Source organism: Methylobacterium sp. UNCCL125 (genome assembly GCF_900116795.1).
Classification (GTDB): Bacteria; Pseudomonadota; Alphaproteobacteria; order Rhizobiales; family Beijerinckiaceae; genus Methylobacterium; species Methylobacterium fujisawaense.
The window spans coordinates 75,294-91,286 of the sequence record NZ_FPBW01000015.1 but is presented as its reverse complement, the minus strand read 5'-3'; the positions used below and the strand labels follow the sequence as shown (position 1 = coordinate 91,286).

Genomic DNA, 15,993 nt, shown 5'->3' with positions numbered 1-15,993 from the left:
CAAACCCATCACACCAGCATCTTGCCTTCCTCGGAGATCACGTCGCCGAGTTCGACGCCGGTCTCACCGAGGTAGTCGGACAGGAGCATCTCGTTGTGCGCCTTGCCCGACGGGATCATCGGGAAGCAGTTCTCGGTCTTGTCGACGATGCAGTCGAAGATCACCGGGCCGTCATAGGCGAGCATCTCGGCGATGGCGCCGTCGAGGTCGCCCGGCTTCTCGCAGCGCATGCCCTTGGCGCCGTAGGCCTCCGCGAGCTTCACGAAGTCCGGCAGGCTCTCCGAGTAGCTCTGCGAGTAGCGCGAGCCGTGCAGCAGCTCCTGCCACTGCCGGACCATGCCCATGTACTCGTTGTTCAGGATGAACACCTTGATCGGCAGGCGGTATTGCACCGCCGTCGACATCTCCTGCATGTTCATAAGGATCGACGCCTCGCCGGCGATGTCGATCACCAGCCCATTCGGATGCGCGAGCTGCGTGCCGATCGCCGCCGGCAGGCCGTAGCCCATCGTGCCGAGGCCGCCTGAGGTCATCCAGCGGTTCGGCTCGTCGTACTTGAAGTACTGGGCCGCCCACATCTGGTGCTGGCCGACCTCGGTGGTGATGTAGGTCTCGCGGTCCTTGCAGGCCTCGTAGAGCCGCTGCACGGCATATTGCGGCTTGATGATCGTGCCCGACGGCCAGTAGGCGAGGCAGTCCCGCGCCTTCCAGGCACCGATCTTCTGGAACCACGGGTCGAGGTTCGACTTGTCGGGCCGCGACGGCAGGGCGCGCCACGCCTCCAGCATGTCGGCGAGCACCGAGGCGCAGTCGCCGACGATCCCGACATCGACCTTGACGACCTTGTTGATCGAGGAGGCGTCGACGTCGATGTGGATCTTCTTGGAGAAGGGCGAGAACGCGTCGAGACGGCCGGTGATCCGGTCGTCGAACCGGGCGCCGACGCAGATCATCACGTCGCACTCGTGCATCGCGAGGTTGGCCTCGTAGGTCCCGTGCATGCCGAGCATGCCCAGGAACTTCTCGTCCGTGCCCGGATAGGCGCCGAGTCCCATCAGGGTCGAGGTGATCGGGAAGCCGGTCTCGCGGACGAGCTCGCGCAGCAGGCGCGACGCCTCCGGGCCGGAATTGATCACGCCGCCGCCGGTGTAGAAGACCGGCCGACGCGCGGTCGCCATCAGCTCGACGGCCGCGCGGATCCGGTCGGCGTCGCCCTTCACGGCCGGGCGGTAGGTCTTGTGGCTCGCGATCTCCGGACGCTCGTAGAGGCCGGAGGCGAACTGGATGTCCTTGGGCAGGTCGACGACGACCGGGCCGGGACGGCCGTTCGCCGCCACATAGAACGCCTCGTGCAGGATGCGCGGCAGGTCGTCGATCGATTTGACCAGGTAATTGTGCTTCGTGCAGTGGCGCGTGATGCCGACCGTGTCGCATTCCTGGAAGGCATCGGTGCCGATCAGGTGCGTCGGGACCTGCCCGGTGATGCAGACCAGCGGGATCGAATCCAGCATCGCGTCGGTCAGCCCGGTGACGATGTTGGTCGCACCGGGGCCCGAGGTGACCAGCACGCAGCCGACCTTGCCGGAGGAGCGGGCATAGCCCTCGGCGGCGTGGACGGCGCCCTGCTCGTGGCGGACGAGGATGTGCTTGACGGCGTTCTGGTGGAAGAGCGCGTCGTAGATCGGAAGTACGGCGCCGCCCGGATACCCGAACAGCGTGTCGACACCCTGATCCTGGAAGGCCCGGATGACCATCTCGGCCCCGGTCATGACCTCGCCGCCCATGCTCGTCTCCTCGCGCTCTCCGGAGCCACCGCGATCCCGTGATCGCCGCCCTGCCCCGTCCTCTCTCCCGGCACCCTCGTCACGCGGGGCGGTCTCCGCCTCGCCCGAAGGTGCCTATCGCCTCGGATCTCCGTCCGTCCCAGTCCTGTCCCGCCCGGACGCGGGCAACAAAAAAGGGCCCCGAGGGACCCTGCATGCGCCACCGCCCGGATCGCGGCCCTAGCTCAGGGCCGCCCCGTCGGTGACGCTACCGCTACAATAAGGACCGTGGTCATCGGAAATCCGAACCTGCCTCGCGGCACCCGCATGATCCGGAACTGGCTCATGGTCGGCGCGCGAAGTGTCGGGCCTCATAGCGGAGCGCGCGCGGCGGGTCAACGCGTCCGCGCGTGCAAGTGAGCCGGTTCGGAGGCGGAGCCGCTCCCTCACTGCAGGGGCGGCGGGAAACGGCGGACCCAGTTGCTCGCCGCGTCGTAGGCGGCCCCGAGTTGCAGGCAGGCGAGTTCGCCGTGGTTCGGTCCGACGATCTGGATGCCGGTTGGCAGTCCGGCGGCTCCGAACCCGGCCGGCACGTCGAGGGCCGGCAGGCCCGACATCGTCGCCGGGATCGTGATCTGCATCCAGCGGTGATAGGTGTCCATCGCCTGTCCGCCCACCGTCTCGGGCCAGCGCAAAGCCTTGTCGAACGGGAAGACCTGCGCGCTCGGCATCACGAGGTAATCGTAGCCCTCCATGAAGCGGCGCAGGGTCTCGTACCAGCGGGTGCGCCCCTCCAGGGCCGCGATGATCCGGTCGGCGCCGAGCGCCAGCCCCCGCTCGACCTCCCAGACCGCCTCCGGCTTGAGCAGGGCCCGGTGGCGGGGCTCGTCGTAGAACGGGCGGAGATTTGCCGCGACGGTGAAGGCGCGCAGCACCAGCCAATCCTCCCAGAGCCGCTCCATATCGTAGCGCGGCATCGCCTCCTCGACGATGCAGCCGATCTCCGCGAACGTCGCCAGGGCGGCGCGTCCGACGTCGAGCACGCCGGGATCGAAGGGGATCTGGCCGCCGCAATCGCCGAGCCACGCGATCCGCGTCCCGCGGAAGTCGCGGGCGAGCGGGCTCGCGAAGGCGGAGGGGTCCTGCCGGATGGCGTTCGGGCAGCGGGGGTCGTAGCCCGCCAGAACCGAGAGCATCAGTCCGATATCGCCGGGCGTTCGCCCGATCGCCCCGAGCACGCCGAGCCCGGGGCTGAACACGTCCTTGGCCTCGGCGGGGATCCGTCCCCAGGCCGGGCGCAGGCCGTAGCAATTGTTGAAGGCCGGCGGGTTGCGGAGCGAACCGGCATGGTCGCTGCCGTCGGCCACCGGCTGCATCCGCAGCGCCACCGCCACGGCCGCGCCGCCGCTCGACCCGCCCCCGGTCTTCGCCGGATCGTAGGCGTTGCCGGTGGCGCCGTAGACCGGGTTGAAGCTGTGCGAGCCGAGGCCGAATTCGGGGATGTTGGTCTTGCCGATGAAGATCGCCCCGGCGGCGCGCAGGCGCGTCACCATGATCGAGTCCGTCTCGGCGATCCGGTCGGCGAAGATCGGCGACCCTTGGGTGAACGGCAGGCCGCGGACCGGGTCGAGATCCTTCACGGCCAGCGGGAAGCCGTGCAGCGGCCCGACGGGCTCGCCCCGCGCCAGGACGGCGTCCGCACCTTCGGCCTCGCGCAAGAGCGCCGCGTCGTCCTGCAGGCCCACGATTGCGTTGACCTGCGGGTTGAGCCGGTGGATCCGCTCCAGATAGGCGCGCATCACCTCCGCGCAGGAGACCACCCGGCCGCGGATGGCGGCGGCGAGGTCCACGGCGCCCATCGCCGTGATGCCGTCCTGTCGCGCGTCCTGCATCGTACACCGCCTCCAGCTTGGTCGGGATGAGTACGGAGATGACGGCCGCCGAGCAGAGCGTTGGCAAGCCCTCGGCCGCCCATGTAGCTTACAGGTCGCCGCCGAGGAGCGCGAACGACATGCCGCCCGCTTTCAAAGCCGGATCCGCAGCCGCGAAGGCCCGCAACGACCGTGCACGTCTGCGCGCTCAAGGCCTGAGACCCATGCAGATCTGGGTGCCGGACGTGAGCGCGCCCGCGTTCAGAGCGGAGGCGCATCGCCAGTCGCACGCGATCGCCGAGAGCGAGCGCGATGCGGAGGATCAGGCCTTCATCGACGCCGTGTCCGATCAGGGCGATGAATGAGGCGCGGTGCGATCTGGACGGTAGCCGGCGGAAAAACCTACGCGGGGAAGCCACGCCCGGCCGTGATCGTTCAGGATGACAGCTTCGACGCGACCGACTCGATCACCATCTGCGCCTTCACGTCGAACGAGACGGACGCGCCTCTTTTCCGGATCCCCGTCCTTCCAACCGGACGCAACGGATTGCGTGCACCGTCACGGCTCATGGTCGACAAGATCACGACCGTTCCGAAAATCAAGATGGGCGACCGCATCGGACGGCTCGACGACGAGGATCTGCTGCGGCTCGACCGAGCGATACTCGTCTTCCTCGGCTTGGCGGGGTCTTCGTCTCAAGCCGAACGGCCTGAGACCGGCATCCGTCGCGATTAGCTGGATACCACCGACCAGGGCAGCGTCTCGTCACCCCGGAACACCACCACCGCGGTGTCGTCCACGGTCACGGCCTCGGCGACGCGGCCGGGCCGGCGCTCCAGGGTGACGGTCCCGGCATTCGGCTCCAGACCGTGGAAGCGGGCGCCGTTGAGGGAGGCGAAGGCCTCGAACTTATCGAGCGCCCCCTCCTCGTCGAAGACCTGCACGTAGGTCTGGAGCGCGCTCGGCCCGCAGAACACGCCTGCGCAGCCGCAGGCCGCCTCCTTGGCGCCGCGGACGTGGGGGGCGGTGTCGGTGCCGAGATAGAAGCAGGCCTCGCCGGAGGTCGCGGCCCTGCGCAGGGCCAGCCGGTGCCGCTCGCGCTTGGCCACCGGCAGGCAGTACAGGTGCGGGCGCAGCCCGCCCTGGAAGATGTGCGTCCGGTTGATCACGAGGTGGTGCGGCGTGATCGTGGCCGCGCACCGGCTCCGGTGCTCCCGGACCACGTCGAGGATCTCCGCCGTGGTGGCGTGCTCCACGGTGACCTTCAGCCCCTTGTGCCGGCCGAGCAGCGGGATCAGGCTGCCCTCCATGAACGCGGCCTCCCGGTCGAAGATGTCGATCTCCGGGTCGGTGGCCTCGCCGTGGATCAGGAGCGGCATGCCGATCCGCTCCATCCGCTCCAGCACCGGCGCGATCCCCAGGAGGTCGGTGACGCCCGCATGGGAGTTCGTGGTCGCGCCCGCCGGATAGAGCTTGGCGGCGACCCAGACCTTCTCCCGGAAGCCGCGCTCGATCTCGTCCGGATCGGTGTCGTCCCGCAGGTAGCAGGTCATGAGCGGGGTGAAGTCCATGCCGGCGGGAAGGGCCGCCAGGATCCGCGCGCGATAGGCCTCCGCGGCGGCGACCGTGGTCACGGGCGGCACGAGGTTCGGCATGATGATGCCCCGGGCGAACTGCGCCGCCGTGTAGGGCAGCACCGCCTTCAGCATCGCGCCGTCGCGCAGGTGGATGTGCCAGTCGTCCGGCCGGCGGATCGTGATCCGGTCGACCGGCTTCGCGTCCTGGCGCTCGGCGGGGAACAGGTCTGCGACGCCCATCGCGAAAACCCCTCAGGCCTGGCCGAAGGCGGAGATGCCGCCATGGGCGGCCGACCACTCGGCCGGCGCGTTGAGGAAGCGCTCGACCTCGTCGAGCGTCTTCGGGTCGAAGGTGCCCATCTCCTTGGCCACCGCCAGCACGTCCCACCACGTGGTGAGGTAGTGGAGCTTGATGCCGATCTCCTCCATCAGCGCGGCGCTGCCGGGGAAGATGTCGTAGTAGAACAGCACGAAGCAGTGATCGACCTGGGCGCCGGACTCGCGCAGGGCCTTGCAGAAGTTGACCTTGCTGCGTCCGTCGGTGGCCAGATCCTCGACCAGCAGCGTCCGGGCGCCGTCGACGATCTCGCCCTCGATCTGGGCGTTGCGGCCGAAGCCCTTGGGCTTCTTGCGGATATACTGCATGGGCAGCATCATCCGGTCGGCGATCCAGGCCGCGAAGGGGATGCCGGCGGTCTCGCCACCCGCGATGTGGGTCAGCTTCTCGTAGCCGATCTCGCGCACGATCGTGGCGGTGGCGAAGTCCATCAGCGTCGAGCGCAGGCGCGGGAACGAGATGATCTTCCGGCTGTCGGTGTAAACCGGGCTCGCCCAGCCGGAGGTGAACTTGAACGGCTCGTCCTTGTAGAAGAGGACGGCACCGATCTCGAGGAACATCTTGGCCGCCTCGCGGGCGATGACGGTCCGGTCGAGGGGCAGGAAGGGGCTGGTCATGCGGCGTGCGCGCTCCGCTTGAGGCGCTCTCCGGGGCCATGAGGACCGGTCCGGCCGGGGAGCGCGCGTGAAACTAGGGCCTGACCGCCCTCCTCCGCCCTGTCTCCGCCAGCGTCAACCCTGATCGCGGCGCTATCCGCGCCTCATGCAGGCTTGCCGGCCCGCAGATGCGCGAGGTGGCGGATGGCGAGCGCGTAGCCGTGCGTCCCGAACCCCGCCAGCACCGCCGTGGCGGCGAGCGAGATGTAGGAGTGGTGGCGGAAGGCCTCGCGCCGGTGGACGTTCGAGATGTGGTACTCGATCACCGGCACCTCGCAGGTGTTGAGCGCGTCGAGGAGCGCCACCGAGGTATGGGTGTAGGCGCCCGCGTTGATCACGATGCCGGCCGAGCCGACCCGGAAATCGTGGATCGCGTCGATCAGCACGTGCTCGGCGTTGCTCTGGCGGAAATCGACCGTGAGCCCGAAGCCGGCGGCGGTCTCGCGGCACAGGGCCTCGACGTCGGCCAGGGTCTCGCGGCCGTAGATCTCGGGCTGGCGCTTGCCGAGCAGGTTCAGGTTCGGCCCGTTCAGGACCAGGATCGTGTCGTTCATCGTGTGCCTCGCGGCCGGAAGAGGTGCGGCAAGCGCCGGCGAGACACAAGTCCGTCGGGACACGGGTCCGGGCTGTCATCCGGCCCGAGATGTCCCGCAGACGGATCTGCCGCCCGCGCCGGGCGGTTCAGATCCGGCTTCCACGGCGCTATCCGGGTTTCCGAAATCCAAGAGGCAGGGAGGACAGGCGGATGGCAGGATCCCGGAGCGAGGTGCCCGTTGTGATCGCGGTGGCGATCACCGGCTCCGTGCCGCGCAAGACCGACAACCCGGCCGTTCCGGTCACCGTCTCCGAGCAGGTCGAGTCGACGCATCAGGCCTTCGAGGCGGGCGCCACGCTCTGCCATATCCACGTGCGCAACGACGACGAGTCGCCCTCCTCCGACCCGGACAAGTTCGCCGCCGTGCAGGCGGGGCTGCGCGAGCACTGCCCGGGGATGATCGTGCAGTTCTCCACGGGGGGGCGCGGGCGCGACCCGGCCGCCCGCGGCCTCTCGCTCAAGCACCGGCCCGACATGGCGTCCCTGTCCACCGGCTCGGTGAACTTCCCGACGATCGTCTACGAGAATTCCGCGAGCCTCGTGACCGACCTCGCCGGCCAGATGAAGCAGTATGGCGTCCGACCCGAGATCGAGATCTTCGACCTCTCGCACCTGCACGGCGCCAAGCGCCTCGTGGAGGCGGGCCTGATCGACGCGCGCCCGCACGTGCAGTTCGTCATGGGCGTCCAGAACGCGATGCCGGCCGAGGAGCACCTCCTCGACATCCTGCTCGCCGAGACGCGGCGGATCCTGCCGGAGGCGACGTGGACGGCGGCCGGGATCGGCCGCAACCAGGCGATCGTGATGGACTGGGCGCTCGCCCGCGGCGCCGACGCGGTCCGCACCGGCCTGGAGGACAACATCCGGGTGACGAAGGACCGTCTGGCGGCCAGCAACGCCGAACTGGTCGGCCTCGCCGCCGAGGCGGTGGCCCGGCACGGCCGGCGGGTCGCGACGCCCGCCGAGGCCCGCGCCGCGCTGGGGCTCGGCTGATCGGGCGACGCCTCGGTCCCGCGACGAGTGCCCCCGGCTGGAGCGACGCGACCGTCGCAAGCCCCTCGTTTCGAGGCGGTGCCGGGTTGCCGAGCGGCGCGGCGCCGGAGGATCGTCCCTTCGCGGCGGCCGTTCATCGCCGGCCGCGCCCCACCTTCTCACGGGCATCGCAGCGTGCTAACGATCCGCCCGCGCGGGTGTAGCTCAATGGTAGAGCAGCAGCCTTCCAAGCTGAATACCCGGGTTCGATTCCCGGTACCCGCTCCACTCCTCTCCCCCTGATTATCGCTCTTGTCGCAGGCGCTTAGGCGCTCTGCGGTGGTATCCGCCGCTGAATGCACAAGCGCCGGATACCACCGGGATACCACCTGGATCGCGGCGATCCCCCCGACCGGGAGGCCGACTACGCGCGCCGGCGCTCCTCCTTCTGGGACGTGACCGTGTCCCGCATCAGCGCCACGAGGGACTGCCCCGGGACGCGGTAGTGCTCGGGCGCGGCGCACTCCAGGGTCTCGCTCCCTCGCTGGACCACCAGCCTGTTCGGCAGGGTGCCGGTCGCGATCCAGACCTGCCGGTCGACCTTGGCCGCCCACCGGGCGAGGTGGCCGAGGTTGTAGATCTCGAAGAAGCTGTTGACCGCCCGCAAGCGAACCCGCTGCTCCTCGATCCGCCGCATCAGGTCGCCTAGCTTCACGAGGCCGATGCGGATCTCGCGTGTGGTGACGTCCGGCTGGCGCAGGGCTTCGAGCGTCATCGCGACGTCGATCTCGATGTCCATCAACTGGTCGGACACCGACGGGCCGGACCGAAAGAGTTCGGCGCCGTGCAGGGCGTCGCCCTGGACGATGACGCCCCGCACCCGCTCGTTCCCGCTCCCGTAGTCGCGCAATTGCTCCTCGGCCGTGAGCAGGCCGTCCCCGTCGGCGATCCGCTGCAGCTTCGCCCATAACGACTTCCCGAGCATCGCCCGCAACTGGCGCTGGATGTCGGCGAAGGCCTTGACCGCCGGGTCGCGGGCCATGGCGGCGATCTGGTCGACGAGGTCGGTCCGCTGCGAGAGAACGGTCCGTTGGCGCTCGACGTAGTCGCGCCGGTCCCGGGCCGCGTCGAAGTCTTTCACCAACTCGTCGAAAACGACGCCGTACCTCTTGTGGGCGCAGTCCCGCCCGACGAGGCGGCGCCCGCCGGAGCGGTAGAGCATCACCACGCCGCGGTCGTGGTTCGGGTGCTTGCAGAACACGCACTGGGCGCGGCCGCGCTCCCGGCCGGCGACGTTGTAGGCCAGTTCGACCATCGCCTCCTCGTCGGGCGGCGGGTCGTTCGAGACGTTGTCCAAGCTTTCGGGGTCGTCGGTGGTGAACTCCATTTCCAGAAGTTCGTCGTCTGAGCGGGTCTTCCAGAAACCGGCACCCGCTTTGTCAAACAGCGCTTCGAGATCTGCCAAGGGCATCTTCCTGATGAGCAATCGACGAAAGATGGAAACACAGTAAGCAGTTTACGACCAGCGCGCGGCGAATCTTTACGCAGTTACCTGTGGATATCCGCCTCGGGCTGCACTGATTCCGGATGGACGGCGCAGGTGGCGGCGAAGTACGCGCCCGCGCTCAGCATGTCGATGGCTGCCGCGATGTCATTGGCCGTTCCTGGGGAGCCCGTGTCGCTCCAGGCCTCGCTCAGCTTCGAGACGGCCGCCGCGGCGCGCCCGGCCGGGAGCACCCGCTCGATCAGGGACAGGTCGCCCATGTCCTCCGGCGTCAAAGAGGCACAGGTTCCCATCAGGCTGGCCTGCCGTGGCGCGTCGCCCTCGAACTCGACCTCGGCGAGCTGCAGGTCGCCGGGGTCGCCGTTCTCGTAGCGAACCTGGACCCACCAGAACTCGGCCCGCTTCACTGACTGCGGCTCCACCGGCTCGAACGATGCGCTCCATTTCAGGTCGACCGGGTCGCAGTCCGTGTCGGCGATAAGCATTACCCCGGGGGGCTGGATGTAGACCCGGAAGCCTCCGCGCAGGTTGAAGGTGCCGCCCTCGCGGATCGCGCGCTGCCAGTCCTCCTCGCTGAGGAAGGCAGTCCGCTTGAGCTTGATAGTGGTCTCGACGGTCGCGTTGGTGAAGATGCGATCCTTCCAGGCTTCGGTCATGCCGCGGTCCCTCCGAGCAGCCGCCGGAGTGTGATGGCCCGGCGCATGTAGATGACGAGTTCCTCAGACGCGTCCTCGGAGAACCGCTTCGGGTCGCAGCGCCAGGCGTTCCAGACGAGGTCGGCGTCCGCCCGGGAGACCGGCTTCCCGTCGAGGGTGTAGTCGTCGCCCACCTGCTCGATGCGGATCTCCTCCACGTCGGACGGGCGCCCGATGGCGTCCAGGGCGTCGCGAGCCATCGGTCCGACTGTTTTCGCGATCCAGGTCGATCTCCCGATGACCCGCTTTATGATGACCGGCTTCATGCTTCCCCCTGCATGCCCGGCCACACCCACCGGATCGGCTGGTGGCACTGTCGCCCCAGCGCGAGCCTGGCCGCCCGGACGCGTCCGCGGTTCCGGCGCCGGGCCCGGCGGGACAGGGGCTTGCCGATTGCAGGCCGGGCCGCCTTCACCGCCTCGGCGTCAACGATGAGGTCGACGCAGGCGCGCTGGTACGGGCGGAGGAAGCCATGCTCGAACCCGGCGCGCCAGGCATCCATCTCGCGCCTGTGGCGCTCCCGCTCCTCGACCAAGAAACGGGCCTCAAGGGCGGCGCCGCGCACTAGGTTCGTGACAGCCTCCTCGTAGGGGTGGTCCGCCATCGCGGCGAGATGGCTGAGGGCGTGGTGGACGTAGGTGAGGCGCGCGCCGATGAACGTGGACTCGACGTCGCCGAGGCTTAGGACGTTGAAATCGCCGCGCCGAAAGTGCTTCACCGTGGAATTGTCGTTGTCGCATCCCGCGCTGAGATGCACCGGGTTGTGGTATGTGTCCTGGAACGCGAGGTCGCGCGCATAATCGCGGTTGGCGATGAATGCCGGCGTGATCTGTCGAACGGATGCGCCGCGATTGGAGAAACGCATCTCGTGACGGTATGCCTCGATGATATCGAGGCACGTGTCGCCGTTGACGGTATGCGGAACGTATCCCGGGCAGTCGATCCGAGACGGTCTCACAAGGCCCAATAGTGACTCAAGCTCCGAGCCGGCGCAGTGGTCTGCGTCCCAACTCGTCACATGAAGGTCGTCCGCGTGGGTGACCCCGCAGATCTCCATCTCGGCGAGCAAGGTCTTCCGGTTGATCGCGTTCAGGCGACCTTCGATGACGGTGAAGCGCCCGTTGGCGAAGTACGAGAAGGAGGACCCCTTCGTACCCAATTGGTAAGCCCTGAAACGCGTCACCATTCGGAACCCCGTTAATCCGGTCTGCGCTGGGTGGGCGAGGTTCGGTTCGACCCCTCGCTGGATCGGCGGCTGTCGCTGCTCCTGGCGCTCATCAGACCTTCTCGGCCAGCACCACGTTCAGCCCGTCGTCGCCGAGGATCAGCGACAGCCCGGGCAAGCTGTCCAAGGCGGTGTCGATGGCCGTGTGGCAGAGTTGGACGATATCGGTGGGACTCGGGTCCACGGGATGTCGGGAGGGGTGCGAATGCCACTCCCCGACGTACCGGACCATGTCCATGACCCTGGCCATCTTGCCGGTGACGTGGTCGGAGAGGCCCTCGACGCCCCTTTCGAACGCGGCCGGCGTCCCTCTGCTGTCGGGCGGAGGCGGCAAGGGTTCGACGATATGGATCTTCCGCGCCGAGCCATCGACCACCCCGATCACGGAGCCGCCGGTCTCGGCAGGTAGGGCGCCCTCCCGCATGGCGACCATCGCGGCGCGCGCCTCGGCGTCGATGGTGATCTCCCATCCCACGAGGCGGTGGCGCTCGATGGGGGAGACGACCGGCGCCGTGACGGACACGCCCCCATCCGCGGCGAGGGTCCAGATGCCGATTGAGGGGCCGGGGGCATCCAGGGCCCGCGCGAGGCCCATGGCGGCCAGCGACGACAACAGGGCGACGCGGGTTTCCGGGACGCGGTTCGTCACCGCCCGACACGCCCCCGTGTAAGCGAACCTCTCGCCCGTGGCCGTCAGGTGGCGCTCCAGCGCGGGGATCAGCAGCACGGATCGATAATACTGGGCCTCAAGGTCGCGCAGCGTGGTCGAGCGATCCTCGGGCTCTACGAGGACCACCGCGGCTTCGGCGGAGGGGTTGAAGAAGATGCTTGCACGACGGCCGGGCACGTCGAGGTCGGAGAGATGTCGGCTCGCCGCGACCGAGGCCGAGGCGTCGATGACGACCGCAGCCTGCGCGAGCGCATCGCCGAGGTCGTCGGCGTGGGGCCCGGGACGGAGGACGTTGCAGCCGATGACCTTCGTGACCGGGCCGGCTGCCGTGGGCTGGAAGACGGCGTTCAGGTGATGCCCGAGCGCGGCCGCCTTCACTTGCCCGACCTGCATGGCCCCCAGCGTGTGACGTGCCAGGTTGTGGGGCAGCAGCCGGTCGTCGTCGACGATGCACCACTCGTATCGTCCCTCCCGGACGAGGCTTTCGGCGACGTGGGAGCCGATGGCGCCTGCCCCGACCATGACCACCTTCCGCGCGTCCGCCGTTTGCCGGCCTCCCAAGGTGGCGGCCAATCCCGCGTCGAACGCGCGATGGACCTGCGCCATCTCCACGACGCATCCGGTCAATTGCATGCCGTCTACGTCGCGTGACGGGATCGCACGGACGAATCCGGATGCCGCGTTCGCATCCTGGTCCGGGAGCAGGACGCCGAGGGCGACCCCGACCTCGCCGACCGTCTTCTGCGTGATGAAGACCCGGAGGTCGATCAGCCCCGGAAGGTCGCCGTTCGGAGCGACGACCGGCATTGCGACGATCAGGGCCAGCGCCCCGTTGAGGCGCGCCCGGTCCTTCGCCTCCGACCCGGCCCAACGCCTCACACGTTCCTGGAGGTCGGGGATGATCGCGACGCCGCGGTCCGAAAGCACCGCAGCGAGCGCGGCCAGATCGCGCGGGGCCCGCCGCATTCGGGTCATCCGCTCCGGGGGCACGGTGTAGGCCACCGGGATGATGCGGCTCGCGTCCGCGCTCCTCGGCATGGAATCGACAGGCAGGACCATGAGGACGTCGGGATCGTCATCGCTGGTTCTGAAACCGACGAGCTCCACGTCGTCCGTCCCGGACAGGACGGAGGTTGGCACGACGATCTTAAGGGGAGATAGCCCGAAGAAGGGGTCCACGGGCTGATGGGGGTCGTGCAATTCGCCTCGGGCGGCTCGCCGGAACCAGAGGTGGACGCGCTGAAGCAGTTCCGCCGGGGACCAGGTCAGGCGCGCCTCGTCCCAGGGACGGTCGTCGATGCACATGGCGGAGGGAAAGCCCTCCGGCACAAGCTGTTGATGCTCCGTGTCCGGAAAGTCCTCCCGAATCATCACCACGAAGGGCATGGCCTCGTCGGCGCCAAGGGCGATGCCGATCCTCTCGATCCTTTCGATGGGTACGACGGGCCGCTGCGGCACCCCCGTCCTGATATCGACGAGAAGCATCTCCGGACCGGCGGGATGTCGGCGAGCCTCGACCACGGTGGCGATGTCCGGGGCCGTGCGCATGTAGGCGTCGATGGCCCTCGCCTGCCTCGTAACCAAGTCGTCGATGGCGATGACGGCCCACTCGTCGATCCAGGCCATGGCGCTCAACCCTGGCGGGCGGGCTTGGAGGTGGCGGCCGTCGCGACGGTCGGGGCCGCAAGCACCAAGCCGATGCCGTAGCGGTCGATCTCGAAGCGCAGGGGCTTCGGTGGGTTTGCGGTCTGGTCCATGGTCACCATGAACGTCCCGAGCTTGTCGCCGACGACGCGGCGATGGTGGTTGGCCGCCTGGCGGTGGGGCGGCTGCGTGGACTTGTCCTCAAGCGATCCGGGGAGCGGGATGGGCTTGCTCGGCGACACGATGGTGCAGCGGTTCTGCCCCTGGGTCTCGAAGAGCCATTTCACCTCGGGGACCGCCACGGTCTCGGTCAAACCGCGATCCGGCCCCAGGGACAGGTACGAGCAATGGTGGAACAGCTTCAGCAGGTCCCAACGCAGGCGGTCGTCGTTTCCGTAGCCGCGTGTGATGTTCACGATCTCGGCCAGCACCGTATGGTCGACGTCCGAGCCGAACAGCGCATACGATTCCTCCCCACCGTCCACGAAGACGGCCTGGAAGACGATGCTGTCGCCGTTGCGGTCGTGGACCACGGTCTCGTCCTGTCGCCACGCGAAGGGGCTGTGGACGAAGAATTCCACGGCCTCCGGCCCGTCCTTGGCGAAGCCGGGCACGAGCTTGCCCGCGTCGACGAACAGGTGCTTGCGGCTTTCGAAGTCCATGCCCTCCGCTTCCATCCACGACTTGAGGCGGTCGGCGCGGGAGAAGATGCGAATGCCCTTCTTCTCGCGGAGGCGATGGCGCGCCTCCTGTCGAATGAGGCGGGCATCGCCGTCGAGATTGGTTTCCGTCAGCGCGCAGGCCGGCACCCAGAGCTCGTCGATCTCGACGCGGTCCTCCCCCTGGTACGCGGTCGAGTGCCGGAGCCAGAAGAACTCGCCCATGCGCTGGCAGTGGTCGTCGTCGAGGTGCGTGAAGCAGACAACGTCGAAGTGGTTCCGCCCCGCCTTGCGGAGGACCGCCCTCAACTCCTTGGCGAGATCGCAGCGCTTCTCGTAGGGATCGTCGGGATTGTGCTGGTTGCCGAAGTCGATGAGGAGCAACTGCTTGTTCGCGAGCTCAAGCAGGGTGCTGTCGGCGTTTCCGAGCGGATAGAAGGTCGCGTAGGCGGTCATCTCGAAGTCTCCTCGTTCCCTTGGGTTCAGGCTTGCATTTCGTCTACGGGCGCCACTGAAGCGTCCTTGGGAACAGGGCGGCCGAATGCGTCGTGAGGACAGTGTCGGCCACCTCGAAGCCGTGCCGTGCGATGCGTTCGAACGCGGCCGGCGTCATGGCCTTGAGGTCCGTGGGATGGCCGAGAGCCGCGCGGACTTCGGCGTCGTTCAGGAAAGCGTCGTATTCCCGCTCGTCGCGCGAGCGTCCTTCCTTGATGTCGACGTCCCGGATCGACACGCCCATCTTGAAGAGGGCGCCGGTGACGACCTTGGCGTCGACGTCCCTCATGAACATCCTGGACCTTAGGGCCCGGATCTGGTCGCTCGCGATGTCGAAGAGGCGGGGTCCGGCAAGGCGTCCTCGAAAGATGGCGAGCGGGGAGGCCGATCCGTACGCCGGGACGGGACCGGAAGCGTCGCTGCAGATGACGAACGCCGCCGGGTCCGGCGCTATTCCGGGCTTGTAGATCGCTTCCAGTCCCAGGTTCTCGTAGACGCCCCCATCCCAAAGCCCGATCCTGTCCACGTCGGGTTGGGTCCGCTTGAGCGGCTTGCGCGTGGCGGGATCGGTCTGGAACCAACCCTCCTTGGGCAGGTCGACCCAGAGGGCGCCCAGGACGTAGGGAACGGCTGCCGATGCTGCGGCCGCATCCGCCAATCGAATGTCGGGGGCGTAATGGCGCCCGAACACCCAGTCCCCCATTTCCCTCGCGGAGAACCTCCAGCACTTGCCGCTGTGGAGGGACGTCGTGTTGATGAGCCAGGCGGGCTTCTCCGGCAGGTCCCTCACGCGGCCGGTGACGCCCCAGCGTTCGGCCAGGAGATCCGCGAGCACGCTGGCCCGGTGCGTCAGTATCCTTCGGTTGAAACGGAACAGACCGCGCCATCCGATTGCCCTGACCGTGAAGAGGTCGACGGTCGTCAGGAGGTTGCGGAGGGCCGGGTATGTGCGTTCGAGGTAGGCTGCGGAGCCGGGCCACGCATGTTCGTTGAACGACACGAGGGCCGAAACGAGCAGGCTTCCGCCGGATACGGTCGAAACGTGCGTGACCCTTTCCAGAAGGCCCTCCTCGGCCAGTCGTTTCAGCACCCCCGCATGGAAGGCCGCGGCGCGTATGCCTCCGCCGGAGAGCGCCAAGCGAATCGGCAGCCCGGAAGGTTGGCCATCCGGCGTCGCGGCAGCGACGGTGGTGGTCGGGGGTTCCGTTCCGTGCTCCCGGGACGTCGGGTCGGCTTCGCAGCCAGGCTTTGGGCAGTTCTCCGGCTGCATCGCGTGCTCCGGCTACGCCACCGTGGTAGCGAACCATAAAGTATGTCTACACCGAACAT

Annotated in this window: 15 protein-coding genes and 1 tRNA gene; 4 read left to right on the top strand and 12 right to left on the bottom strand. The window is 68.3% G+C overall.

Annotated elements, in window-relative coordinates; translation table 11 throughout:
* Window positions 1–8: 8 nt before the first annotated feature.
* The gene (locus tag BM396_RS16650) at window positions 9–1,784 is read right to left on the bottom strand and encodes an acetolactate synthase 3 large subunit (RefSeq protein WP_043382576.1); all 1,776 of its coding nucleotides are present in this window, start codon (window positions 1,782–1,784) and stop codon (window positions 9–11) included.
* A 425-nt stretch (window positions 1,785–2,209) separates the two neighbouring features.
* The gene (locus BM396_RS16645; protein WP_043382573.1) at window positions 2,210–3,655 is read right to left on the bottom strand and encodes an amidase; all 1,446 of its coding nucleotides are present in this window, start codon (window positions 3,653–3,655) and stop codon (window positions 2,210–2,212) included.
* 38 nt (window positions 3,656–3,693) lie between these two features.
* Between BM396_RS16645 and BM396_RS16640 the strand changes: the two genes are divergently transcribed.
* Together BM396_RS16640 and BM396_RS16635 are read left to right on the top strand one after the other, a co-directional pair.
* The gene (locus BM396_RS16640; protein WP_306307424.1) at window positions 3,694–3,999 is read left to right on the top strand and encodes an antitoxin MazE family protein; all 306 of its coding nucleotides are present in this window, start codon (window positions 3,694–3,696) and stop codon (window positions 3,997–3,999) included.
* Window positions 3,996–4,370, top strand: coding sequence for a type II toxin-antitoxin system PemK/MazF family toxin (locus BM396_RS16635; protein WP_043347142.1), 375 nt, complete (start codon window positions 3,996–3,998; stop codon window positions 4,368–4,370). Before BM396_RS16640 ends, BM396_RS16635 begins: the two co-directional genes overlap by 4 nt.
* On the opposite strand, the gene pyrC is transcribed toward BM396_RS16635, so the two are convergent.
* From pyrC to aroQ, 3 genes are all read right to left on the bottom strand, one after another.
* Entirely contained in the window at window positions 4,367–5,452 is a 1,086-nt protein-coding gene (pyrC, locus tag BM396_RS16630; RefSeq protein ID WP_043382570.1) for a dihydroorotase, read from the bottom strand. The genes BM396_RS16635 and pyrC overlap by 4 nt on opposite strands.
* 12 nt (window positions 5,453–5,464) lie before the next feature.
* Entirely contained in the window at window positions 5,465–6,166 is a 702-nt protein-coding gene (locus BM396_RS16625; RefSeq protein ID WP_043382568.1) for an orotate phosphoribosyltransferase, read from the bottom strand.
* A 143-nt stretch (window positions 6,167–6,309) separates the two neighbouring features.
* Window positions 6,310–6,759: a type II 3-dehydroquinate dehydratase gene (aroQ, locus tag BM396_RS16620; protein WP_043382565.1), complete on the bottom strand. Its 450-nt coding sequence runs from the start codon at window positions 6,757–6,759 to the stop codon at window positions 6,310–6,312.
* Between the two features lie 191 nt (window positions 6,760–6,950).
* Between aroQ and BM396_RS16615 the strand changes: the two genes are divergently transcribed.
* Window positions 6,951–7,793 carry a 3-oxoadipate:acetyl-CoA acetyltransferase gene (locus tag BM396_RS16615; protein ID WP_043382563.1) on the top strand — a complete coding sequence of 281 codons (843 nt, stop codon included), beginning with the start codon at window positions 6,951–6,953 and terminating at the stop codon, window positions 7,791–7,793.
* A gap of 193 nt (window positions 7,794–7,986) precedes the next feature.
* Window positions 7,987–8,060 (top strand) — tRNA-Gly (locus BM396_RS16610).
* A gap of 136 nt (window positions 8,061–8,196) precedes the next feature.
* On the opposite strand, the gene BM396_RS16605 is transcribed toward BM396_RS16610, so the two are convergent.
* The 7 genes from BM396_RS16605 to BM396_RS16575 form a co-directional block, all read right to left on the bottom strand.
* Window positions 8,197–9,237 (bottom strand): hypothetical protein, encoded by a 1,041-nt coding sequence (locus tag BM396_RS16605; RefSeq protein ID WP_043382560.1) that lies wholly within the window; start codon window positions 9,235–9,237, stop codon window positions 8,197–8,199.
* Window positions 9,238–9,320: 83 nt separating this feature from the next.
* Window positions 9,321–9,932, bottom strand: a complete 612-nt coding sequence (locus BM396_RS16600; protein ID WP_043382559.1) for a hypothetical protein — start codon at window positions 9,930–9,932, stop codon at window positions 9,321–9,323.
* Window positions 9,929–10,171 (bottom strand): hypothetical protein, encoded by a 243-nt coding sequence (locus BM396_RS16595; protein ID WP_139239506.1) that lies wholly within the window; start codon window positions 10,169–10,171, stop codon window positions 9,929–9,931. The genes BM396_RS16600 and BM396_RS16595 overlap by 4 nt, the downstream gene beginning before the upstream one ends.
* Window positions 10,172–10,233: 62 nt before the next feature.
* Window positions 10,234–11,157 (bottom strand): hypothetical protein, encoded by a 924-nt coding sequence (locus tag BM396_RS16590; protein ID WP_051976071.1) that lies wholly within the window; start codon window positions 11,155–11,157, stop codon window positions 10,234–10,236.
* Between the two features lie 91 nt (window positions 11,158–11,248).
* Window positions 11,249–13,492, bottom strand: a complete 2,244-nt coding sequence (locus BM396_RS16585; protein ID WP_043382555.1) for a ThiF family adenylyltransferase — start codon at window positions 13,490–13,492, stop codon at window positions 11,249–11,251.
* A 5-nt stretch (window positions 13,493–13,497) separates the two neighbouring features.
* Window positions 13,498–14,625, bottom strand: coding sequence for a ComEC/Rec2 family competence protein (locus BM396_RS16580; RefSeq protein ID WP_043382553.1), 1,128 nt, complete (start codon window positions 14,623–14,625; stop codon window positions 13,498–13,500).
* 43 nt (window positions 14,626–14,668) lie between these two features.
* Window positions 14,669–15,934 carry a patatin-like phospholipase family protein gene (locus BM396_RS16575; protein WP_081948662.1) on the bottom strand — a complete coding sequence of 422 codons (1,266 nt, stop codon included), beginning with the start codon at window positions 15,932–15,934 and terminating at the stop codon, window positions 14,669–14,671.
* Window positions 15,935–15,993 lie beyond the last annotated feature (59 nt).